Here is a 22,382-nt window from a genome sequence, read left to right as displayed (position 1 = left end):
GGCCATGCCCGGACCGGTCCGATACGGACCTTCCCCCGACACTTGGCCCCCACGCAAGGGTGTCCACCATCCGGACCGGGCGGGCCCGTACCCTGGCTCCCATGCGGAGCCCGTCGGACCATCACGCCTACCCGACCCACTGGGAAGCCGATGTGGTGCTCCGGGACGGCGGTACGGCACAGATCCGTCCCATCACCACCGATGACGCGCAGCGGCTGGTCAGCTTCTACGAGCGGGTCTCGGACGAGTCGAAGTACTACCGCTTCTTCGCGCCCTACCCCCGTCTCTCCGACCGCGACGTCCACCGCTTCACCCACCACGACTACGTCGACCGGGTGGGTCTGGCGGCCATCGTGGGGGATGAGTTCATCGCCACCGTTCGGTACGACCGCATCGACGGCCGGGGGATGCCCGCCGCGGCCCCCGCCGACGAGGCCGAGGTCGCCTTCCTCGTCCAGGACGCCCATCAGGGCCGCGGGGTGGCCTCCGCGCTCCTCGAACACATCGCCGCCGTGGCGCGCGAGCGCGGAATCCGGCGGTTCGCCGCCGAGGTGCTGCCCGCCAACAACAAGATGATCAAGGTGTTCACGGACGCGGGCTACACCCAGAAGCGCAGCTTCGAGGACGGGGTCGTCCGCCTCGAGTTCGACCTCGAACCCACCGACCGCTCCCTGGCCGTGATGCGCGCCCGTGAGCAGCGCGCCGAGGCCCGGTCCGTCCAGCGGCTGCTCGCGCCCGGCTCCGTGGCCGTCATCGGCACCAGCCGCACACCCGGCGGCGTCGGCCGAACCGTGCTGCGCAACCTCCTGGACGCCGGCTTCACGGGGCGCGTCCACGCCGTCAACCACGCCTTCCCCGACGACATGACGCGGCTGGAGCCCGAGGGCGTCCTAGCCCACCGCTCGCTGCGCGCCATAGAGGAGCCCGTGGACCTGGCCGTCGTCGCCGTCCCCGCCGAGCGGGTGCCCGCCGTCGTGGCCGAATGCGGCGACCACGGCGTCCAGGGGCTCGTCGTGCTCTCCGCCGGATACGCCGAGAGCGGGGGCGAGGGCCGCGACCGGCAGCGCGACCTCGTACGCCAGGCCCGCTCCTACGGCATGCGCGTCATCGGCCCCAACGCCTTCGGCGTCATCAACACCGCCGACGGCGTCCGGCTGAACGCCTCCCTGTCCCCGCAGCTGCCCAACCCCGGCCGGCTGGGCCTGTTCACCCAGTCCGGGGCCATCGGCATCGCGCTGCTGTCCGGGCTGAACCGGCGCGGCGCCGGGCTGGCGAGCCTCGCCGGGATCGCCGGAATATCGACCTTCGTGTCCGCCGGGAACCGCGCCGACGTCTCGGGCAACGACCTGCTCCAGTACTGGTACGACGATCCGCTGACCGACGTCGTCCTGATGTACCTGGAGTCGATCGGCAACCCCCGCAAGTTCACCCGGCTCGCCAGGCGCACCGCGGCCGTCAAACCGGTGGTCGTCGTCAAGGGCGCCCGCCACACCGGCAGCGCCCCCACCGGCCACGCCGTGCCCACCACCCGGATCCCGGACGCCACCGTCTCCGATCTGCTGCGGCAGGCCGGCGTCATCCGGGTCGACACCGTGACCGAACTCGCCGACACCGGGGTGCTGCTCGCCTCCCAGCCGCTGCCCGCCGGTCCGCGCGTCGCCATCCTCGGCAACTCCGAGTCGCTCGGCCTGATCACCTACGACGCCTGCCTCACCGAGGAACTCCGCCCGCTGCCGCCCCGCGACCTGACCACGGACGCCACCCCGGACGACTTCCGGCGCGCCCTGACCGAGGCCCTCGCCGACGACACCTGCGACGCCGTCGTCGTCACCGCCATCCCGTGGGTCGGCGACGGCAGCGCTCAGGCCCTCGCCGCGGCCGTAAGGGAGGCGGCGCAGGCCCCCGGGCCCGGTCCGGCCAAACCGGTGGCGGTGGTCCACCTGGAGATCCAGGAGCTCGCGCAGGCCCTGGCCGGCACCGGCGGCGAGCCCGCCCCCGGCACCCGCCGGATCCCCGCCTACCCCGCCGCCGAGCGGGCCGTACGGGCGCTCGCCGAGGCCGTGCGGTACGCGCGCTGGCGGGAGGAGGCCGCCGAGCCCGGGCGGGTCCCGGAGTACGACGACATCGACGAGGCGGGCGCGGCGGCCGACATCCAGGTGCTGCTCGCCCCGGCCGACGGCACTGGCGGCGACGGCACAGGAGCCGGCAGGGGCGGCGACGGCACAGGAGCCGGTAGGGCCGGAGACGGCACAGGAGCCGGGACCGGCGACGGCACGGGCCCCGGCGTCGAACTGTCCGCCGCCGACACCCAGCGCCTGCTGGCCCGCTACGGCGTCAGCGTGCTGCCCGCCCTCCCCGCGCCCGGCCCCGACGCCGCCGTGAAGGCCGCAGAGCGGCTCGGCTTCCCGGTCGCGCTCAAGCCCACCGCCTCCCATCTGCGGCACCGCGCCGACCTGGGCGGCGTGCGGCTGGAGCTGGGCAGCGAGACGGAACTGCGCCGGGCCTACGCCGAGTTGACCGGCTACCTGGGCCGCCCCGAGGAGCTGGGGCTGGTCGTCCAGCGGATGGCACCGCGCGGCGTGGACACCGTCGTACGGGCCGCCATCGACCCCGCCGCCGGGGCCGTGCTCTCCTTCGGGCTCGCCGGTGCCCCGTCCGAACTGCTCGGCGACACCGCCCACGGTCTCGTCCCCGTCACCGGCCAGGACGCCGCCGAGCTGATCCGGTCCATCCGGACCGCGCCGCTGCTGTTCGGCTGGCGCGGTTCCAAGCCGGTGGACACCGCGGCCCTCGAGGAGCTGCTGCTGAGGGTGTCCCGCCTGGTGGACGACCACCCCGAGATGGTCGCCGTCGACCTCGAGCCCGTCGTCGTCGCCCAGCACGGCCTGTCCGTACTCGGCGCCTCGGCTCGGCTCGCCCCGCCGCCCCCGCGCACCGACCTCGGTCCCCGCCACATGCCCGCCTATTGAGCCGCCCGCCGAGTCGTCCGAACCCAGGTGTGCGGTCGTCCGAACCTCCGCGTGAGTCGTCCGAGCCTTGACGGGCACGGGCGCCCGTGTCGGCGTCGCCCCGTAGGATGGTGCACATGGCGAAGACCGGTACGACGACCCAGGGGCTGCGCGCGGCGATCGAGCGCAGTGGCTATTACCCGGCACTCGTGGCCGAGGCGGTGGAGGCCGCCGTGGGCGGCGAGCCCATCGTGTCGTACCTGGTCCACCAGGAGACCACCTTCGACGCCAACGAGGTCCGCCGCCATGTGACGGTCCTCGTCCTCACGGACAATCGCTTCATCGTCAGCCACACCGACGAGCAGGCCGCGGACGGCACCTCCCCGTCGCCGTACGCAACCACCTCCACCGAGTCCGTGAAGCTCCAGCGGATCTCCTCGGTCGTGCTCAGCCGCGTCGTCGCCAACCCCGAGTCGTACACCCCGGGCACGCTGCCCCGCGAGGTCGTGCTGACCATCGGCTGGGGCGCCGTCAGCCGCCTCGACCTGGAGCCCGCCGCCTGCGGCGACCCCAACTGCGAGGCCGACCACGGCTACACCGGCTCCTCCACCGCCGACGACCTCAGCCTGCGCGTCAGCGAGGCCGGGGACGGCCCCGACACCGTCCGTCAGACCCTCGCCTTCGCCCAGGCGCTCTCCGAGGCCACCGCGGCCACCCCGGACACCGGCCGCTGATGTCCGGCTCCGCCACCGGCCCGCTGCCCTCCACCGCCTCCTTCTGGCCCGAGCCCACCCCGCTGGACCCCGGCTCCGCGCCCCTGCCGCGGTACGGCACCGGCTCGCTCGCCGATCTGCTGCCCGCCGTGGCCGCGGGCCAGGAGGTCCCGGGGATCTCCTCCGGTCTGGTGCTCGCCCCCGCCGACCGCGTCTGTGTCTTCCTGGTGGACGGCCTCGGCTGGGAGCTGCTGCGCGCCCACCCCGGCGAGGCGCCCTTTCTGACCTCGCTGCTGCCCAGTTCGCTGAACGGTTCGGGGGAGCCGCTCACCGCGGGCTTCCCGTCCACCACCGCGACCTCGCTCGCCTCGGTGGGCACCGGACTGCCGCCCGGCGCCCACGGCCTGCCCGGCTACACGGTGCGGGACCCGGACACCGGCCAGCTGATGAACCAGCTGCGCTGGCAGCCCTGGACGGAGCCGCACGCCTGGCAGCCGTATCCGACCGTCTTCCAGCTCGCGGACGCCGCGGGCGTGCACACCTGCCAGGTCTCCGCGCCCACCTTCGCCGAGACCCCGCTCACCAAGGTCGCGCTCAGCGGCGGCACCTTCCACGGGCGGCTCACCGGTGAGGAGCGGATGGACCTCGCGGCCGAGCAGCTCGGAGCCGCGGGCCGCTCGCTCGTCTACACGTACTACAGCGAGGTGGACGGCAAGGGGCACCGCTTCGGCGTGGACTCGCCCGAGTGGCGCGATCAGCTCCGCTATGTCGACGGGCTCGCCCAGCGGCTCGCCGAGAGCCTCCCGCCCCGCTCGGCGCTCTATGTCACCGCGGACCACGGCATGATCGACATCCCGTTCGACCCGGAGTCGCGCATCGACTTCGACGAGGACTGGGAGCTGCGCGCGGGCGTCTCGCTGCTCGGCGGCGAGGGCCGCGCCCGCCATGTGTACGCCGTCCCCGGCGCCGCGGGCGATGTGCTGGCCGTCTGGCGCGAGGTGCTGGGGGAGCGGATGTGGGTGGCGGGCCGTGACGAGGCCATCGAGGCGGGCTGGTTCGGCGGGCCCGGCGGCGCCGATGGCGGCGGTAAGGGCGTCGACGACCGGGTGTACCGGCGGATCGGCGACATCGTGGCCGCCGCGCGCGACGACGTCGCGATCGTCGCCTCGCACACCGAGCCGAAGGAGTCCGCCATGGTCGGGCTGCACGGTTCGATGACCCCCCTGGAGCAGCTGGTGCCGCTCCTCGAAGTACGCTCCTGAACGCCCCCGTTCACGCCCGGCCCGCTCACGCCCGCACCGGTCACCCCGCCCTACGAAAGGCCCCGCCTCCTCATGCCCGAGCTGGTGTTCTTTTCCGGAACGATGGACTGCGGAAAGAGCACCCTCGCTCTGCAGATCCAGCACAACCGCTCGGCGCGCGGGCTCCAGGGGATGATCTACACCCGGGACGACCGGGAGGGCGAGGGCAAGCTCTCCTCGCGGCTCGGGCTGGCCACCAAGGCGATCGAGGTCGCCGACGACCTCGACTTCTACACCCATGTGGTCCAGGCGCTGACCGCCGGGGGCCGGGTCGACTACGTGATAGCCGACGAGGCGCAGTTCCTGACCCCACCGCAGATCGACCAACTCGCCCGGGTGGTGGACGACCTGGAGGTGGACGTCTTCGCCTTCGGCATCACCACCGACTTCCGCAGCAAGCTCTTCCCCGGCTCCCAGCGCCTGGTGGAGCTGGCCGACCGGGTGGAGGTGCTGCAGGTGGAGGCGCTGTGCTGGTGCGGCGCCCGGGCGACGCACAACGCCCGCACCGTCGGTGGCCAGATGGTCGTCGAGGGCGCCCAGGTGGTCGTGGGCGACGTCAACCGGCCGGGGAGCGAGGTCGGTTACGAGGTGCTGTGCCGGCGCCACCACCGGCGCCGGATGACGGCCGCCCGGGCGCGCGCCGCCACCCTGTCACCGGATGTGCTGCCCGTCGACTGACGGGGTCCTCCCGTGGCCCGTCCCCCGGCCCTCCGGCCGCCGCCCGGCTCACGGCACCCCGCCCGGCTCATCCCTCCGTGCGCCGTACGACGGTGAAGGCCGCCCCCTCCGGGTCCCGCACCGTGGCCCGATGGCCGCTCGCTCCCCGCGACGGCGGCCGCACCACCTGACCGCCCAGCGCGGTCACCCGGCGCACCGTCTCGTCCACATCGTCCACCGCGAAGTGGGTCATCCAGTACGGGCCCCGGCCGCGCGGCAGGGCGTCGCCCACGCTCTGGATCGCGCACACCGGCCGGCCGTCCAGGTGCAAGGTGCGGCAGCCCGGCTCCTCGGGGGCCGCCGGTTCCGTCTGATAGCCGAAGACCATCTTGTAGAACTTCAGCACCCCGGTGCCGTCACGGGTCAGCAGCTCGTGCCAGACCGGAGTGCCCGGTGCCCCGGGCTCCGCCGCCGCGTACGTGCACTCCTGCCACACCCCGAACACCGCGCCCTCGGGGTCGGCGGCGATCAGCATCCGGCCGGCCTCGTCGGCGTCCAGCGGTCCCACCGCCACGGTGCCGCCGCACGCGCGGATCATCTCGGCGGTCTCATCGGCGTCGTCGGAGGCCAGATAGGTCATCCAGGCCACGGGCAGATGGCGTTCCGGAGGCAGCTCGCTCAACCCGGCGACCGGTCGGCCGCCCCGCACCGCGCGGACATACGCGCCGAGCTGCTGGGGGCCCGGCGTGAACTCCCAGCCGAACAGGGAGTGGTAGAAGTCCTGTGTCGCGGCAAGGCTGTGCACCATCAGACTCGTCCAGCAGGGCGTGCCCGGTGTGCGCCGAGTCGCTGCCTCGGTCATACGTCATTCTCTCCTCGGACCATCGTGGTGGAGGTACGGCCCCGGGCCGGTCGGCGGCGCGGGGCGGTCGTGCGGAGGTGCTGATGCGGGGGGGCCCGACAGATGTTTGCACCACCTGTCGCACATAGCGCCCTGGCGGAACCGCAATTCGCCGTGCCTCGCAGCAGAATGCCCGAATTATTGCCGCACATCCGTTTCGGCTTCATTGCGCTCTGGTGTCACCCAGACGTACACCGGGTGACCGGGTGGTCCAATCGACGCAGAGATACCTACGCAAGGATGATCCCTATGCATGCCATCATCACCGCATCCGATCTCATGAGCGAGCTGGCGGAGGATCATCCTCCGCTCCTGCTCGATGTGCGTTGGCAGCTCGGCGGGCCTCCCGGCCGCCCCACATACGAGGCGGGGCATCTGCCCGGTGCCGTCTACGTCGACCTCGACACCGAGCTCGCGGGCCCGCCCGGAAAGTCCGGCCGCCACCCCCTGCCCGATCTTTCCGCGTTCGCGGCCGCGATGCGCCGAGCCGGGGTGAGCCAGGACCGGCGCGTGGTGGCGTACGACGGCGGACAGGGGTGGGCCGCGGCGCGCGCGTGGTGGCTGCTGCGCTGGGCGGGCCATCCGTCCGTCCGGGTGCTCGACGGGGGGCTGCCCGCGTGGACGGCGGCCGACGGCTCGCTGACCACCGAGGTGCCGGACGCGCCCGAGGGCGACTTCGTGCCGCGCCCCGGGGCCCTGCCGCTGCTGGAGGCGGACGACGCGGCGGCGCTCGCCCGGCGCGGAGTGCTGCTGGACGCGCGTGCGGGCGAGCGCTACCGGGGGGAGGTCGAGCCCATCGACCCCGTCGGCGGCCACATCCCGGGCGCGGTCTCCGCTCCCACGGCGGAGAACGTCACGGACGACGGTCACTTCCTGCCCGCCGAGCGGCTGGTCGAGCGGTTCGCGGCCCTGGGCGCCACCGGTGACGCCGAGGTCGGGGTGTACTGCGGCTCCGGGGTCTCGGCCGCGCACCAGGTGCTGGCGCTGGCGGTCGCGGGCGTTCCGGCGGCCCTGTACGTCGGCTCCTGGAGCGAATGGTCCGCGGACGGGGCCCGTCCGGTGGCCACCGGCCCCGAGCGGGGCTGACCGACGCCGACGGGCCCTGCCACCGGCGTGCGGTGGCAGGGCCCGTCGGCGCGGCGGCGGCCGCTACTCCTGCTTCTTGCGGCGGGTGCCGAAGACGATCTCGTCCCAACTCGGCACCGCGGCCCGGCGGCCCGGGCGGACGCCGTCCGCCTCCGCCTGGCGGTCCGTCGTACCGGTCAGCCGGTCGCGGTGGCCCGCCACCGAGCGCGGCATCAGCACATCCGCGTACGCCGAACCCGCGCTCGCCGCGGAGGCGGGCGGCTCGACGGCCTCCGGCTCCTCGGTGGGCTCGTCCGGCTGCGGGGCAGCCGACGCGACCGGAGCCTCGGGTACGACCATGTCGCCACGGAAGTTGGGCACGGCCTCCAGCAGGCTGGTGAGCGAGTCCCGCTCACCGAGACCGTCGTCCAGCGAGGCGGACGCGGGTGCCGGGGCGTCGTCGTCACCGAGGCGCTCGGACGACGTCCGGTCCCGGTCGCGATCGCGGTCCCTGTCCCGGTCGCGCGGCAGCCGGGCGATCCGCGGCACGAACGGGAAGCTCGGCTCGGGCGTGTCGTCGGCCTCGCCGATCAGCGCCCGCGCCTCGTCGTCCACCGCCTGGACCAGCCGCCGGGGCGGGTCGTAGGTCCAGCTCGCCGAGTGCGGCTCACCGGCGACCCGGTAGACCAGCAGCACCTCCCAGGTGCCGTCGTCGCGCCGCCAGGAGTCCCACTGCGTGGTGTCCTTCTCGGCACCGCGCAGCAACAGCCGCTCCGCGACGGCCTCGCCGAGCTGCGGTCCGGTGTTCTCGCCGGGGCGGCGCACGGGAGTCTTACGGGCGCGCTCGGCCATGAAGGCGCGCTCCGCGAGCACCGGGCCCTCGAAGCGCCGCACGCGGTCGACGGGGATGCCCGCCATCTGCGCGACCTCTTCGGCGGTGGCGCCGGCACGTATACGGGCCTGGATGTCACGGGGCCGCAGATGGCTCTCGACCTCGATCTCGATCTGGCCGAGCCGAGCGCGGTCATTGCGCACCGCGGCGCGCAGTCGCTCGTCGATGGGAAGTGTGTACTCCGTGCTGTCCGCAGCCTTGAGCACCAGCCGTGTGCCGTCGTTGCTGACGGCCACGACACGCAGTTCGGGCATGGGGACCTCCCGGGTGGTGCCTGCCGACGTCACGGTTGCGTCGCTGCTCTCCCGCTAGACGAGTGTGGCCTGCCCGGGTGCAGCCTGCCACAACTTTGCCGAGTTGCCCGGGCCGGTTGGTTGCCGCCTTCTGACCCCTCCCGTTGGGTCCGGGCGGCCGGACGGGAAAGCGGGGCCAGGGCTCGCCACAGTACTCCATTCGGGCCGCTCAGGTAGAGCGGCACGCCAGCCGAGTTCATGGCCGGGAGGGGGATGGCAGCGTGAATCCTTCGAAGTGAGGCCCAATTTGGGTGGCAAGTTTCACAGAAACGACAGAATCGGAACGATCTGCTTCGTTTATCGGTCACTTCTCCCTGCAGGCTGGAACGAATGTCCAAGCGAGGCGGGAGATGCACGGCAGGGCCGACAGCGACGGACAACACAAGAGCGGGCGGATCGAGCTGAGCGTGGCCCATGTGGCCGGCAGCGCGCTGGCGGCCGTCGCCGCCGCGGTGCTCGCGTCCAAACTGGGCGTCTACGGGACGATCCTGGGCGCCGGTGTGGTGAGCGTGGTGGCGACCGCGGGCGGCACCGTCTTCCAGCATCTGTTCCGGCGCACCGGTGAGCAGATCAAGGAGGTGCGGGTCCAGACGCGGCCGACCGGGCGCCGGTGGTACGCCGGACCGGCCGAGTCCGCCGAGCCGGGCGCGCCCCCGCCGGCCCCGGACCCCGGCGAGTACGGCGAGCCGACCACGCACGGCGCCCGGCCGCGCGTCCGGCGGCGCCATGCCGTCGGGGCGGCCGCCGTCTTCATCGCCGCCATGAGCGTGATCACGGGGATCGAGATGTTCTCCGGCGGCCCGGTGTCCAACGTCTGGGGGGAGAACCGGACCGGAACCACCGTCAGCGACAGCGTGAGCGGCTCCCCGGGGCCGAAGTCCACCCCCGGCCCCTCGCGCCGGGACCCGGCCGCCCCGTCGTACGGCCCCGGCTCCTCCCGGGGCGGCGACGAGACGCCGTCCCCGGGCGCCTCCCGCGGGGGCGGCGCGGGAGACGCCTCGACCGCGCCGACGCCCGACGCGTCCGGATCATCCGGTTCGTCCGGCTCCGGCAAGGGCTCCGGCGACGGCTCGAGCCAGGACGGCGGCACCGGCGGCGCGACCGCGCCCGGCACCTCCGAGCCCGCCGCCCCGGGCCCCTCCCGGACCCCGTCCGGCGGTGTCACGGAGGGCGGAACGGATGCTTCCGGCGAGGCCACGCCCACGCCCGGCGCCACCGGCGCGCCGTGACACGCCAGTCGCCCGGCGCGCCCTGACGCGTCAGTCGGCCGACGGGCCGTGACACGTCAGTCGCCGAGCACCCGCCGCAGATAGTCGTTGGTGAACAGCCGGTTTGGATCCAGCCGGTCGCGCACCGCCGCGAACTCGCCGAACCGGGGGTAGACCCCGGCCAGATAGGCGGCGTCGCGGCTGTGCAGCTTGCCCCAGTGCGGACGCCCGCCGTGCGCGATCATGATCTGCTCGGCCGCCGTGAAGTACGCCCGGTGCGGGGTGCCCCGGTACAGATGGACGGCGATGTACGCGGTGTCGCGCCCGGAGGCGGTGGACAGCGGGATGTCGTCGGCGGGCGCGGTGCGCACCTCCACCGGGAAGCTGACCCGCAGTCCGGACCGCTCGACGGTCGCCTTGAGCTCGCGCAGCACGGTGACCGCGGCCTCGCGCGGCACGGCGTACTCCATCTCCAGGAACCGCACTCGGCGCGGAGAGGTGAAGACTTTGTAAGGGATGTCCGTGTAGGTCCGGGCGGACAGGGCGCGGCTGGAGATTTTGGCGATTCCGGGGATGGTGGCGGGAACCGCCCGGCCCACCGAACAGGCCACCTGGAAGATGCCGTTGGACAGCAGTTCGTCGTCCACCCAGCCGCTGACCCGACCCACCGGGGCGGCGGGGCCGGTGCTGCGGTTGTTGCGCTTGGTGTTGCAGTTGCCGGTGTGCGGAAACCAGTAGAACTCGAAGTGCTCGTTCTCGGCCACGAGCTGTTCGAAATCGGCCATCACGCGGTCGAAGGGCATGGGCTCCTCGCGCGCCGAGAGCAGGAACTCCGGTTCCACCCCGAAGGTGATCTCGCTGACCACGCCGAGCGCGCCGAGCCCGATCCGGGCCGCCGCGAAGATCTCCGGGTTCTCCTCCGCCGAGCAGCGCAGCACCGAACCGTCCGCCGTCACCAGCTCCAGACCCTTGATCTGGGCGGCGATCGAGGCGCTGTCCCGGCCGGTGCCATGGGTGCCCGTGGAGGTCGCTCCGGCCACCGTCTGCTCCATGATGTCGCCCATGTTGACCAGCGACAGCCCATGGGCCGACAGCGTCTCGTTGAGCTGCCGGAGCGAGGTGCCGGCCGCGACGGTCACGGTCCCCGCCTCGCGGTCAAGACCGCGCACCCCCGCCATCCGGTGGGGGCGTATCAGCAGCCCGTCGGTGGCGGCCGCGGTGGTGAAGGAGTGCCCGGTGCCCACCGCCTTCACCTTCAGCCCCTCCGCCGTCGCCCGGCCCACCATCTCGGCCAGCTCCTGCGTGGACGACGGGGCGACGATCCGCGCCGGGCGGGCCATCACGTTCCCCGCCCAGTTACGCCACACGCTGCTCCGTACGGTCTTCACGGTCCTGACGGCCATCCGTCCCCGACCCCTCCCGCTGTGGCGCCGGCCGGAGCCGGCGGTACCCGAGGAACGCCACCGCGGCCGCGAGCGCCCCGGCCACGGCCGGCACCGCGTACCCCGCCCGGGCGCCGGCCGCGTCCACCACCCATCCGGCGGCCGACGAGCCGAGCGCCACCCCGACCGCGAGCCCGGTGCTCACCCAGGTCATCCCCTCGGTCAGATGCGCGCGTGGTACGTGCCGTTCGACAAGGGCCATGGTGGTGACCATCGTGGGTGCGATGGCCAGGCCCGCGACGAAGAGCGCCACGGCCAGGAACGGCAGGTTCCCGACCAGTTGGAGCGGGATCATACTCACGGCGATCGCACAAATACCCCACAACCAGCGACGGGACACCGGACCGCTCAGCCGCAGCACCCCGAAGACCGCGCCCGCGAGGCAGGAGCCCGCCGCGTACACCGCCAGGACCAGACTGGCCGCGCCCTTGTGTCCCTCGTCCTCGGCGAAGGCCACCGTCACCACGTCGATCGCCCCGAAGATCGCGCCCGTCGCCATGAAGGTGGTCACCAGCACCTGGAGCCCGCGCGAGCGCAGCGCCGAACCGCCGGTGTGGTGCCCGCGCGGATGCGGTACGGGCTCGGTGGCCCGCTGCGCGGTCAGCGAGAAGACCCCGGCCGCCAGGAAGCAGGCGGCCAGCAGCGGGCCCGCCTCCGGGAACCAGGAGGTGGACAGCCCGATCGAGATGACCGGCCCGACGATGAAGCAGATCTCGTCGACGATGGACTCCCACGCGTACGCGGCGTGCAGCTCGCGCGGGGAGTCCTCGTAGACCGCCGCCCAGCAGGCCCGCACCATGGAGCCCACGCTGGGCACACAGCCGGACGCGGCGGCGAAGACGAACAGCGTCCAGTCCGGCCAGCCCCGGTGCGCGCTCAGGAGCAGCCCGCAGACGGCGGCGAGCGCCATGAGGGTCGCCGGGCGCAGCACCCGGCGCTGGCCGTGCCGGTCGACCAGCCGGGAGATCTGCGGGCCGATGACGGCGGCGGAGAGCGCCAGGGTGGCCGACAGGGCGCCCGCGAGCCCGTACCGGCCGGTGAGTTCGGAGACCATGGTGACCACGCCGATGCCCGCCATGGACAGCGGCATCCGCCCGAGGAAGCCGGCCGCGGAGAACTCCTTGGCGCCGGGGGCGGCGAAGATCGCGCGGTAGGGGCTGGCACTGGGCAAGGCAGTCTCCGCCGTGAGCAGGGTAAGGATCGTCGAGCGCTGATACAGATTACGGGCCCGGACCCGGTTCGCGCAGGGCCGTTTCCCGCCCGTCAGCGGCGGGTGGCAGGATCGGAAACATGCCGGATCAGTCAGTACAGCCTGCCCCCGACCCCTATGACGCACTGCTGTTGCTCTCCTTCGGCGGTCCGGAGGGCCCCGATGACGTCGTGCCGTTCCTGGAGAACGTCACGCGTGGGCGGGGCATCCCCCGCGAGCGGCTGAAGGAGGTCGGCCGGCACTACTTCCTCTTCGGCGGGGTCAGCCCGATCAACGCGCAGAACCGCGAACTGCTGCACGCGCTGCGCAAGGACTTCACCGAGCACGGCCTGGACCTGCCGGTCTACTGGGGCAATCGCAACTGGGCGCCGTATCTGACCGACACCCTGCGCGAGATGGCCGCCGACGGCCACCGCCGGATCCTGGTGCTGGCCACCAGCGCCTACGCCTCGTACTCGGGCTGCCGGCAGTACCGCGAGAACCTGGCGGACGCCCTGGCCGCCCTGGAGGGCGAGGGCCTGCCGCTGCCGCGCGTCGACAAGCTGCGGCACTACTTCAACCACCCCGGCTTCGTGCGGCCCATGGTGGACACCACGCTGGCCGCCCTCGCGGAGCTGCCCGAGGACCGGCGGGCCGGGGCCCACCTCGCCTTCACCACCCACTCCATCCCGACCGCCGCGGCCGACACCTCGGGCCCGGAGCAGGCGCACACCGAGGACGGGGAGGGCGGCGCGTACGTCGCCCAGCACCTCGATGTCGCCCGGCTGATCGCGGACGCGGTGCGCGAGGAGACCGGTGTCGAGCGCCCCTGGCGGCTGGTCTACCAGTCGCGCAGCGGCGCCCCGCACATCCCCTGGCTGGAGCCGGACATCTGCGATCACCTCGAGGAGCTGCACGGCGAGGGCGCGGCCGCCGTCGTCATGGTCCCGATCGGCTTCGTCTCGGACCATATGGAAGTCAAGTACGACCTCGACACCGAGGCCACGGCCAAGGCCGCCGAGCTGGGCCTGCCGGTCTCCCGCGCCTCGACGGTCGGGGCCGATCCGCGGTTCGCCGCGTGCGTGCGCGATCTGGTGCTGGAGCGCGCGGCCACCGAGCGCCTCGCCGAGGGCCGGGCGGCGGCCGCCCCGGAGCGCTGCGCCCTGGGTGCCCTCGGCCCGAGCCATGACGTGTGCCCGGTGGGCTGCTGCCCGGCCCGGTCGCCGCGCCCCGCCGCCGCGGGCGCCGACTGACCGCGCCCGCACTCACGCCCCGGGCTCCGACCGATCGCGCCCGCCGTCCCGGCCCGCCACCGCCGCTCGCCCCTCCGGGCAATCCGCTAAGGAGCACGATGACCGACCCGCTCATGACCGAACTCCTCGAGACGGCGCTGGAGGCCGCCCGCGGTGCGGCGGACCTGCTGCGCGACGGCCGCCCGGCCGACCTCGGGGTGGCGGCCACCAAGACCAGCCCGATCGACGTCGTCACCGAGATGGACATCGCCGCCGAGAAGCTGATCACCGACCTCCTCGCCCGCCGCCGCCCACGGGACGGAGTGCTGGGGGAGGAGGGCTCCAGCAGCGAGGGCAGCAGCGGGGTGCGCTGGGTGATCGACCCGCTCGACGGCACCGTGAACTACCTCTACGGCCTGCCGTCGTGGGCGGTCAGCATCGCCGCCGAGAAGGACGGCGAGGCGGTCGTCGGGGTGGTGATCGCCCCGGTGCGCGGCGAGACCTTCCACGCGGTCCTGGGCCAGGGCGCCTGGCGGAACGCGGAGCAGGTGCACTGCCGCCCCGCGGCCCCGCTCGAGGAGTCGCTGATCGGCACCGGCTTCGGGTACGTGCGCGAGCGCCGCATCGGGCAGGCCAGGGTGCTGGGCGGGGTGCTGCCGCGGGTGCGGGACATCCGGCGCGGCGGATCGGCCGCCATCGATCTGTGCGATGTGGCCTGCGGCCGGCTCAACGGCTACTACGAGCGCGGGCTCAACCCCTGGGACTTCGCGGCCGGTGCGCTCATAGCGCGCGAGGCGGGCGCGCTGACCGGAGGGCGGCCGGGCGTCCCGGCCTCCACCGAGCTGACCATCGCGGCCGCACCCGGCCTTTTCGAGCCGCTGCGGGGGCTTCTGGACGACCTGGGCGCCTGGCACGACTGAATCCCGCCCCGGGCCCGTCCACATACCCGGAAGCGCCCCGGTGTCACGAGGACACCGGGGCGCTTCGGCGTGGTTACCGGATGTTTTCTGGATCACCATCCGGCGGTGATTGGGAATCGGTCACACGGTCACATGGAATCCGGATCTGGATCGGGTCCGGAATCCACAAGGGATCAAGCAAACGAGGCGCTTACTTCGACGCCGTGCTCGGCGGCGAGGCGGCGGAGGTCTTCCAGCTCCGACTGCTCCACGTCCACAAGAAAGTCGTCGCCCGTCTCACGGGCGCGAATGAGATCGGACTTGGTGTTCTCTATGCGCTGCAGAATGCCTGCGGTGAACGCGTCCATGTTGCGCCCCCTCGTCGTGGGTCGGTGGCACGGGGGTGTGCCGACGGCGGGTTGATCACGTGAGTGGCCCCTGCCGACGGCAATGCCAGCCAGATATGCCGGGGACAGGGCGTGATCGCGGGTGTGCAGTCGTCCTCCCCACCCCGTCTTCGGGGGAAACCTCCGGACCCGAAAGAAATCTGAATTCGGTGTTCCGGCCGCCGCGGGCCCCTCCGCCCCGGCCATGATCCGCGCCCGGGATCCCGCGGCGACCCTCTTACCGCCGGTTTATGAGACTTCGAGGCAGGATGGAGGCGCCGAACACCCATCGAGTTCGGCGAGATCATCCCGCCCACTGCGGCAATCGAGGAAGGACCAACGACGTGCGCGTACTCGTCGTCGAGGACGAGCAGCTGCTCGCCGATGCGGTGGCCACCGGACTACGCCGGGAGGCCATGGCCGTCGACGTCGTGTATGACGGGGCCGCCGCCCTGGAGCGGATCGCCGTCAACGACTATGACGTCGTCGTCCTCGACCGGGACCTGCCCCTCGTGCACGGCGACGACGTCTGCCGCAAGATCGTCGAACTCGGCATCCCCACCCGTGTGCTGATGCTCACCGCCTCCGGCGACGTCAGCGACCGGGTGGAGGGCCTGGAGATCGGCGCGGACGACTATCTGCCCAAGCCCTTCGCCTTCAGCGAACTGATCGCGCGCGTCCGGGCGCTCGGCCGCCGGACGACCGTGGCCCTGCCGCCCGTCCTCGAGCGCGCCGGGATCAAGCTGGACCCCAACCGCCGTGAGGTGTTCCGGGACGGCAAGGAGATCCAGCTGGCGCCCAAGGAGTTCGCGGTGCTGGAGGTGCTCCTGCGCAGCGAGGGCGCCGTGGTCTCCGCGGAGCAGCTGCTGGAGAAGGCCTGGGACGAGAACACCGACCCGTTCACCAACGTGGTGCGGGTGACCGTGATGACCCTGCGCCGCAAGCTGGGCGAGCCCGCGGTGATCGTCACCGTCCCCGGCTCGGGTTACCGGATCTGATCGGGCATGGCGACGACTCCGACCCCGCTGCCGCCGACGGTGCCGCCCAAGCCCAGCTGGGACCCGCAGGCCGGCTCGCGCCCCAACCCCTGGCTGCGCCCCACGATCCGGATACGGCTCACCCTGCTGTACGGCGGGATGTTCCTGATCGCCGGGGTGGTGCTGCTGACGATCATCTACCTGCTGGCCGCCCAGGCCCTGCACGTCGGCAACGAGCTGCCGTTCAAGCTGGTCGGCGGCAGTGTCCAGCCGACCAACAACACCTGCCCCGAGATCATCGGCCAGAGCAGCCCCGACCAGTTCAACGCGGTCCTGAACACCTGTATGAAGGAGCAGCGCCAGCTGGCCCTCGACGGGCTGCTGCGCCGCTCCCTGATAGCCCTCCTGGGTCTGTCCGTGATCGCCTTCGCCTTCGGCTACGCGATGGCCGGACGGGTGCTCTCGCCGCTCGGCCGGATCACCCGGACCGCGCGCCAGGTGGCGGGCTCGGACCTGTCCCGCCGGATCGAGCTGGACGGCCCGGACGACGAGCTCAAGGAGCTCGCCGACACCTTCGACGAGATGCTGGAGCGCCTGGACCGGGCGTTCACCGCCCAGCAGCGGTTCGTCGCCAACGCCTCGCACGAGCTGCGCACGCCGCTGGCGATCAACCGCACCCTGCTGGAGGTGCAGCTCTCGGACCCGCAGGCGTCCCCGGAGCTGACCCAGCTGGGCAAGACCCTGCTGGCCACCAACGAGCGCAGCGAGCAGCTGGTGGAGGGCCTGCTGTTGCTGGCCCGCAGCGACAACGAGATCGTCGACCGCAAGCCGGTGGATCTCGCCGAGGTGGCCTCCCAGGCGCTGGAGCAGGTGCGGGCGGAGGCGGAGGACAAGGGCGTGGAGCTGCGCGGACAGCGCGCCCCCGCGGTGGTCCAGGGCAACGGGGTGCTGCTGGAGCGGATCGCCCTGAACCTGGTCCAGAACGCGGTGCGGTACAACGTGGCACAGGACGGCTGGGTGGAGGTCACCACCGAGAGCCGGCAGGGCCAGGCCGTGCTGGTGGTCGCGAACACCGGCCCGGTGGTCCCCGCCTACGAGATGGACAACATCTTCGAGCCATTCCGCAGGCTCCGTACGGAGCGCACCGGCAGCGACAAGGGCGTCGGCCTCGGGCTGTCGATCGCGCGCTCGGTGGCGCGCGCCCACGGCGGCCGCATCGCGGCGGAGCCGCGCGAGGGAGGCGGCCTGGTGATGCGGGTGGTGCTGCCGGTGTGAGGTCGGAGAGCGCGCGGCCGGGGTTCCGCCGGGATGTGTTCGCTTTGGGCGGAATTTTCGTGATCCGCCCACCCGATGTAGGGTGTGTGATCGATCACATGGGCGATTTTCCGGCCATATACTCTGTGTGATCGTCACGGTTGACGGAAAGCCGGGAAAATCCGGGTTTTCAGGGGCCGTGATCACGGGAAGTACACGTCATGGCGCATGTGAGTGCGACATTCGGACCGTGTACGGTCCCGATGGCCATCCAACCCGATCACCTCTTCAGGGGTGCGGTTGGGTGTCGATTGAGTAACAGACCTTGATGTGAGGCAAAATCTCCGCCTCGGGTCGGGCACAAGTCCGGCCTCTCACGCGTTACGTGCGCTGGAGACACCACAGACACCCAGAGGGGGAGACAAACATGGCAACGGATTACGACACCCCACGCAAGACCGACGATGACGTCAACGAGGACAGCATCGAGGAACTGAAGGCCCGGCGGAACGACAAGTCCGCGTCCACCGTCGACGTGGATGAGTTCGAGCAGGCCGAGGGCCTGGAGCTACCCGGCGCGGACCTCTCCAACGAGGAGTTGTCCGTCCGGGTCCTGCCCCGCCAGGCCGACGAGTTCACCTGCATGAGCTGCTTCCTCGTGCACCACCGCAGCCAGCTGGCCGCCGAGACCAAGAACGGCCAGCCGATCTGCCGCGACTGCGCGGCCTGAGCCGCGGGGTCGGCGTGGAGGTGGAACACGACGACATGAACGAGACCGGGCGAGGCCGGGTGGCCTCGCTCGCGACCGCTGTCGGCCGTGGTGTGCGACGAGGCGGTGAGCGCGCGAGAGCGGGGGTCTACGCGGTCGCCGACCGGATCATCGCGAACGCTCCACGTATCGCTGTCCGCGATCTCGCGACGCTGCGCAAGCAGTTCCCCGGGCTGGGCCCCGAAGAGCTCGCGGACAAGCTGGTGGCCGGTGCCGCGGGCGGCACCGCCACAGTGGGCGCGGGCGTCGGTGCCGCGGCGATGCTGCCGGCCCCGCCCGCCATGCCCACCGAGCTGGCCGCCGAGATCGTCGGCGTGGCCTCCATAGAGTTCAAGCTGATCGCCGAGCTGCACGAGGTCTACGGGGTGCGCGCGCCCGGCTCCACGCGTCAGCGCGCCGTCGCCTACCTCGGCGCCTGGGCCGAGGAGCGCGGTATCGACGTCGCCCAGCCGGCGACCGTCAACGCGGCTCTCGGCGTCCAGATGAAGCGCGAGCTGCGGCAGCAGGTCCTCAGACGCAGCTTCCGGAACATGCCGTCCCTGGCGCCCTTCATGGTCGGCGCGGCCGTGGGAGCCGCGATGAACCGGCGCGACACCAAGAAGCTCGCGCGCAAGGTCCGCAAGGATCTGCGGGCCAAGCAGATCCCCTGGGACCTCCCCGTAGCCCTGGAGAAGTGAGCTCCTCGCGCGCCCCCGTCACGCCGAGCGAACGGCCGTGAGCGCGGCGGCGAGCGCCTCCGGATTCCGTGTGGACACATACACATACGGTGTTGGGTCCTCCGGATCGGTGACCTCCACCCGCAGCGCGGTCGGGATGTAGCTGCGCAGCAGCATGAACGCCCGCGGATCGGCCTTGTAGGTCCGCCAGGCGGCCGCCTCGGCGGCGTCCAGCACCTGCGGCGTCCCCAGTGCCGACACCGGGATCTTCGCCTCGCCGGCCACCAGCGAGTCCGCCACCACGCGCACCCGCGCCGAGCCGTACGAACTCACCGCCACGCAGGCCAGTGCCGCCCCGCCGATCAGCCCGCCGAGCATCGGCAGGGTGCCGAACGGCAGCATGATCAACCCCACTGAGACGCCCATCAGGACGGCGATGAACCACCAGGAACGGGGCGCGCTGAGGCGTTCGTCGTAAGGCTGCATGCGTATCAGCTTGGCATGGCCGCCGACCCGGACAGTTCTCGCGGGTAAGGTCAGCCGTTGTGAGTGGACGAACGACAGGGCTGACGCCGCCGGAGGCCTCCAAGCCCCCCGTGCGCCACCCCGACGCGCCCGCGCCCGGGGAGACCCTCGGCGCGCACTACGACCAGTGCTTCGGCTGCGGCGACCAGGCGCGCGGCCTGGGGCTGACCACACGGGCGGGCGAGGGCGTGAGCGTCACCGCCGAGTTCACCGTGCGCAGCGGCCATCAGGGCGCGCCTGGCCTGGCCCACGGCGGGGTGCTGGCCGCGGCGCTGGACGAGACGCTCGGGTCGCTCAACTGGCTCCAGCGGGTGATCGCGGTGACCGGGCGGCTGGAGACGGACTTCCTGCGGCCCGTGCCGGTCGGCGCCGAGCTCCACCTGGAGGCGCGGGTGGCCGCCGTGCACGGACGCAAGATCTACTGTTCGGCCACGGGCCGGATCGACGCCCCCGACGGCCCCGTCGCGGTGCGGGCGCAGGCCCTCTTCATAGAGGTGCGGGTCGACCACTTCATCGAGAACGGCCGGGCGGAGGAGATCGACGCGGCGCTCGCCGATCCGGATCAGGTGAAGGTCGCGCGCGCTTTCGAGGTGAACCCATGAGCCCGCACCCCGTCGACGTGCTGATCCGCAGGGTGGACCCCGAGGTGCCGGTCCCCGGCTACGCCCACCCCGGCGACGCCGGGGCCGACCTGGTCACCACCGAGCCCGCCGAGCTGGCCCCCGGGGAGCGCGCGGTTCTGCCCACCGGAGTGTCTATCGCGCTCCCGGAGGGGTATGCCGCCTTCGTGCATCCACGGTCCGGACTCGCCGCGCGCTGCGGCGTCGCCATGGTGAATGCCCCGGGGACCATCGATGCCGGGTACCGTGGAGAGATCAAGGTGATCGTGGTCAATCTGGACCCGCGCGAGAGCGTGCGGTTCGAGCGCTTCGACCGGATCGCCCAATTGGTCGTCCAGCAGGTCGAGAAGGTGCGCTTCCAGGAGGTGGCGGAGCTTCCCGGGTCGGCGCGGGCCGAAGGGGGCTTCGGGTCCACCGGCGGTCATGCCGCCGTGGACGGCACAACGGGTGGGAATGGATACGCTTCGGTCGGTTCCGACCGGGAAGGACGATGACGTGTTCGGACGTCGCCGCAAGCGCAGCAAGGAGGACGTCGAGTCGCTCGACGTGACCTCCGACGAGTTGGCCGAGGACGCGGAGGACGCGGACGGCGCTGAGGACACCGCCGCACCCGTGGAGGGCGGGCGGGTGAGCCTGCCGCCGGCCCCGCGCCCCGAGGGCCCCTGGGACGTGTCCGAGGTGCGCGAGCCCGGCGAGGGCCGGGTGGACCTCGGTGGTCTGTTCGTGCCCGGCGTGGAGGGCATGGAGCTGCGGGTGGAGGTCGCGGGGGACGCGATCGTCGCCGCGACCGTGGTGCTGCGGGACAGCGCCGTGCAGCTCCAGGGGTTCGCCGCGCCCAAGAAGGAAGGCATCTGGGGCGAGGTGCGCGACGAGATCGCCACCGGCATCACCCAGCAGGGCGGGATCGTGGACGAGGTCGAGGGCCCGCTCGGCTGGGAGCTGCGCGCCCAGGTGCCGGTGCAGCTCCCCGACGGCAAGAACGGTGTGCAGGTGGTCCGCTTCGTCGGCGTGGACGGGCCCCGCTGGTTCCTGCGCGGTGTGATCTCCGGGCAGGGCGCGGTGCAGCCCGAGACCGGCAGCCTCCTGGAAGCGATCTTCCGGGACACGGTCGTGGTGCGCGGCGAGGGCCCGATGGCCCCGCGCGACCCCATCGTCCTCAAGCTGCCGGACGACGCGCAGATGGTGCCCGACGGGGTGCAGCAGGACGAGGCGCAGGGCTCGCGGTTCGCGGGCGGCGCCGACCGGCTGCAGCGGGGCCCGGAGATCTCCGAGGTGCGCTGAGCCGCCCTCGCGCACGAGAGCTCGCGTACGGCGGGCTCGCGCACGAGAGTTCGCGTACGGCAGGTCGCGTACGCAGAGCGCCAAGGCCCGGAAGGGGCCCGGGGCAGGGCCCCCGGGCCCCTTCGGCATGTTCCGGAGCCCTCCCTTCGGGTTTTCGGGATTTCCCGGAACCCCGTTGAACACACCCGCCGCACCGGCCGTACTCATGGGCGCGAGACCTTGTGACGCTCCGAGGGGGAGAAGGCGCGTCGCGAGAGACACCCCCTGTCCGACCTCAACGAGGTGAGTGATCAGATGTCGCGTGGCCTTCCGTTACTCCACCGCCGGAGAATCCTCCTCTCCGGGGCGATCGGCGGTATCACCTGTGCGGCCGTCGCGGTGGGAGCCGCCATGGCCGGTCAGGACGGCAGCGGCGACGCCAGTGCGTCGACCAAGGCGGCCTCGGCCATCAGCTGCCCCGCCGTCGCCGGTTCCCTCCCGGAGATCCCGGCGGAGGCTCAGGCCGAGGTGGACCGCAACCTCGCCCTGCTGGACACCCAGCTGGCGGAGGCCAACGAGCGGCTCGGCACCAGCCAGGGCGAGGGCGGCCCCAACTTCGTGCAGAACGCCATCCTCGGGCCGCTGGCGGACAAGCGGAAGTCCACCCTGGACCGCATCGCGATCTCCATAGGACGGCACGCCGAGAAGCCGGCGGGGCTGGACGCGCTCGCCGAGTGCACGCTGTCGGACGGCGGGGCGGAAGCGGGCTCCGGAGCGGGCGAGGCGGGCGGCGCCGCGCGCCCGACCGCCGCCGCGTCCCAGCCCGCCGACGAGCAGGGCGGGGGAGCCGGCCAGGGCGGGCAAGAGCAGGGCGGCGGGGCCGGCGCGGGCTCCGGCCAGACGATCAGCTGCCCCGATGTCGCCTCCGGGATCGGCGACGTACCGGCCGCCGCCCAGGCCGAGGTGGACCGCAATGTCGCGCTGCTCCAGACCCAGCTCGACGAGGCCAACAAGCGGCTGGCCTCCTCCGCGGGCGAGGGTGGCCCCAACTTCGTGCAGAACGCGATCCTCGGCCCGCTGAAGGACAAGCGCGCCTCGACGATCGACCGCATCGAACTCTCGATCTCCCGCCAGGGCTCGACCGCCCCCTCCGGTCTTGACGCCTTGGCGGGCTGCTCGCTCGCGTCCGGCTGAG

22 protein-coding genes are annotated in these 22,382 nt (G+C 72.7%); 16 read left to right on the top strand and 6 right to left on the bottom strand.

All coding sequences use genetic code 11. The features are described from left to right. The first annotated feature begins 101 nt into the window (after nucleotides 1-101). The 4 genes from LIV37_RS14930 (at nucleotide 102) to LIV37_RS14915 (ending at nucleotide 5,640) form a co-directional block, all read left to right on the top strand. Entirely contained in the window at nucleotides 102-2,969 is a 2,868-nt protein-coding gene (locus tag LIV37_RS14930) for a bifunctional acetate--CoA ligase family protein/GNAT family N-acetyltransferase (RefSeq protein ID WP_121826034.1), read from the top strand. Between the two features lie 116 nt (nucleotides 2,970-3,085). Continuing rightward, nucleotides 3,086-3,682 carry a DUF5998 family protein gene (locus LIV37_RS14925; RefSeq protein WP_020867961.1) on the top strand — a complete coding sequence of 199 codons (597 nt, stop codon included), beginning with the start codon at nucleotides 3,086-3,088 and terminating at the stop codon, nucleotides 3,680-3,682. Continuing rightward, entirely contained in the window at nucleotides 3,682-4,923 is a 1,242-nt protein-coding gene (locus LIV37_RS14920) for an alkaline phosphatase family protein (protein ID WP_020867960.1), read from the top strand. The genes LIV37_RS14925 and LIV37_RS14920 overlap by 1 nt, the downstream gene beginning before the upstream one ends. Nucleotides 4,924-4,995: 72 nt before the next feature. Continuing rightward, nucleotides 4,996-5,640 carry a thymidine kinase gene (locus LIV37_RS14915; protein ID WP_020867959.1) on the top strand — a complete coding sequence of 215 codons (645 nt, stop codon included), beginning with the start codon at nucleotides 4,996-4,998 and terminating at the stop codon, nucleotides 5,638-5,640. Nucleotides 5,641-5,707: 67 nt separating this feature from the next. On the opposite strand, the gene LIV37_RS14910 is transcribed toward LIV37_RS14915, so the two are convergent. Next, nucleotides 5,708-6,481, bottom strand: a complete 774-nt coding sequence (locus LIV37_RS14910; RefSeq protein WP_121825459.1) for a VOC family protein — start codon at nucleotides 6,479-6,481, stop codon at nucleotides 5,708-5,710. Nucleotides 6,482-6,769: 288 nt separating this feature from the next. Here LIV37_RS14910 and LIV37_RS14905 point away from each other — a divergent pair, with 288 nt between their 5' ends. Next, nucleotides 6,770-7,606 carry a sulfurtransferase gene (locus tag LIV37_RS14905; protein WP_020867957.1) on the top strand — a complete coding sequence of 279 codons (837 nt, stop codon included), beginning with the start codon at nucleotides 6,770-6,772 and terminating at the stop codon, nucleotides 7,604-7,606. A gap of 63 nt (nucleotides 7,607-7,669) precedes the next feature. On the opposite strand, the gene sepH is transcribed toward LIV37_RS14905, so the two are convergent. After that, on the bottom strand, nucleotides 7,670-8,731 hold the full coding sequence (sepH, locus tag LIV37_RS14900; RefSeq protein ID WP_020867956.1) for a septation protein SepH: 1,062 nt from the start codon (nucleotides 8,729-8,731) through the stop codon (nucleotides 7,670-7,672). A 389-nt stretch (nucleotides 8,732-9,120) separates the two neighbouring features. Here sepH and LIV37_RS14895 point away from each other — a divergent pair, with 389 nt between their 5' ends. Next, a complete protein-coding gene (locus LIV37_RS14895) occupies nucleotides 9,121-9,999 on the top strand; it encodes a hypothetical protein (RefSeq protein WP_121825460.1) in 879 nt (292 codons plus the stop codon). Nucleotides 10,000-10,055: 56 nt separating this feature from the next. Here LIV37_RS14895 and LIV37_RS14890 read toward each other — a convergent pair whose 3' ends face one another. Together LIV37_RS14890 and LIV37_RS14885 are read right to left on the bottom strand one after the other, a co-directional pair. Beyond that, nucleotides 10,056-11,381, bottom strand: a complete 1,326-nt coding sequence (locus LIV37_RS14890; protein ID WP_121825461.1) for a D-arabinono-1,4-lactone oxidase — start codon at nucleotides 11,379-11,381, stop codon at nucleotides 10,056-10,058. Further along, nucleotides 11,335-12,591, bottom strand: a complete 1,257-nt coding sequence (locus LIV37_RS14885; RefSeq protein WP_020867953.1) for an MFS transporter — start codon at nucleotides 12,589-12,591, stop codon at nucleotides 11,335-11,337. Before LIV37_RS14885 ends, LIV37_RS14890 begins: the two co-directional genes overlap by 47 nt. 119 nt (nucleotides 12,592-12,710) lie before the next feature. Between LIV37_RS14885 and LIV37_RS14880 the strand changes: the two genes are divergently transcribed. Together LIV37_RS14880 and LIV37_RS14875 are read left to right on the top strand one after the other, a co-directional pair. Then, on the top strand, nucleotides 12,711-13,862 hold the full coding sequence (locus tag LIV37_RS14880) for a ferrochelatase (protein WP_121825462.1): 1,152 nt from the start codon (nucleotides 12,711-12,713) through the stop codon (nucleotides 13,860-13,862). A gap of 98 nt (nucleotides 13,863-13,960) precedes the next feature. After that, nucleotides 13,961-14,761, top strand: a complete 801-nt coding sequence (locus LIV37_RS14875) for an inositol monophosphatase family protein (RefSeq protein ID WP_121825463.1) — start codon at nucleotides 13,961-13,963, stop codon at nucleotides 14,759-14,761. A 173-nt stretch (nucleotides 14,762-14,934) separates the two neighbouring features. On the opposite strand, the gene LIV37_RS14870 is transcribed toward LIV37_RS14875, so the two are convergent. After that, nucleotides 14,935-15,108, bottom strand: a complete 174-nt coding sequence (locus tag LIV37_RS14870) for a hypothetical protein (RefSeq protein WP_020867951.1) — start codon at nucleotides 15,106-15,108, stop codon at nucleotides 14,935-14,937. Nucleotides 15,109-15,470: 362 nt separating this feature from the next. Between LIV37_RS14870 and LIV37_RS14865 the strand changes: the two genes are divergently transcribed. The 4 genes from LIV37_RS14865 (at nucleotide 15,471) to LIV37_RS14850 (ending at nucleotide 18,803) form a co-directional block, all read left to right on the top strand. After that, entirely contained in the window at nucleotides 15,471-16,124 is a 654-nt protein-coding gene (locus tag LIV37_RS14865; RefSeq protein WP_020867950.1) for a response regulator transcription factor, read from the top strand. A gap of 6 nt (nucleotides 16,125-16,130) precedes the next feature. Further along, nucleotides 16,131-17,378 (top strand): sensor histidine kinase, encoded by a 1,248-nt coding sequence (locus LIV37_RS14860; protein WP_020867949.1) that lies wholly within the window; start codon nucleotides 16,131-16,133, stop codon nucleotides 17,376-17,378. A 406-nt stretch (nucleotides 17,379-17,784) separates the two neighbouring features. Continuing rightward, a complete protein-coding gene (locus LIV37_RS14855; protein WP_009714537.1) occupies nucleotides 17,785-18,087 on the top strand; it encodes a DUF4193 domain-containing protein in 303 nt (100 codons plus the stop codon). Then, nucleotides 18,006-18,803, top strand: a complete 798-nt coding sequence (locus tag LIV37_RS14850) for a hypothetical protein (RefSeq protein WP_243146446.1) — start codon at nucleotides 18,006-18,008, stop codon at nucleotides 18,801-18,803. Before LIV37_RS14855 ends, LIV37_RS14850 begins: the two co-directional genes overlap by 82 nt. A gap of 18 nt (nucleotides 18,804-18,821) precedes the next feature. Here LIV37_RS14850 and LIV37_RS14845 read toward each other — a convergent pair whose 3' ends face one another. Continuing rightward, the gene (locus LIV37_RS14845; RefSeq protein ID WP_020867947.1) at nucleotides 18,822-19,268 is read right to left on the bottom strand and encodes a DUF3093 domain-containing protein; all 447 of its coding nucleotides are present in this window, start codon (nucleotides 19,266-19,268) and stop codon (nucleotides 18,822-18,824) included. 59 nt (nucleotides 19,269-19,327) lie between these two features. Between LIV37_RS14845 and LIV37_RS14840 the strand changes: the two genes are divergently transcribed. The 4 genes from LIV37_RS14840 to LIV37_RS14825 all read left to right on the top strand — a co-directional run bounded on the left by LIV37_RS14840 (nucleotide 19,328) and on the right by LIV37_RS14825 (nucleotide 22,381). Beyond that, entirely contained in the window at nucleotides 19,328-19,909 is a 582-nt protein-coding gene (locus LIV37_RS14840) for a PaaI family thioesterase (protein WP_121825464.1), read from the top strand. After that, nucleotides 19,906-20,421 carry a dUTP diphosphatase gene (dut, locus tag LIV37_RS14835; RefSeq protein ID WP_020867945.1) on the top strand — a complete coding sequence of 172 codons (516 nt, stop codon included), beginning with the start codon at nucleotides 19,906-19,908 and terminating at the stop codon, nucleotides 20,419-20,421. Before LIV37_RS14840 ends, dut begins: the two co-directional genes overlap by 4 nt. Nucleotide 20,422: 1 nt before the next feature. Continuing rightward, nucleotides 20,423-21,208, top strand: a complete 786-nt coding sequence (locus LIV37_RS14830; protein ID WP_020867944.1) for a DUF3710 domain-containing protein — start codon at nucleotides 20,423-20,425, stop codon at nucleotides 21,206-21,208. 294 nt (nucleotides 21,209-21,502) lie between these two features. Then, complete coding sequence (locus LIV37_RS14825) at nucleotides 21,503-22,381, top strand: hypothetical protein (protein WP_020867943.1); 879 nt, start codon at nucleotides 21,503-21,505, stop codon at nucleotides 22,379-22,381. Nucleotide 22,382: the final 1 nt, after the last annotated feature.

Origin of the sequence: Streptomyces rapamycinicus NRRL 5491 (genome assembly GCF_024298965.1) — a bacterium.
Lineage (GTDB): Bacteria > Actinomycetota > Actinomycetes > Streptomycetales > Streptomycetaceae > Streptomyces > Streptomyces rapamycinicus.
This window is presented reverse-complemented; position numbering and strand designations above follow the sequence as displayed.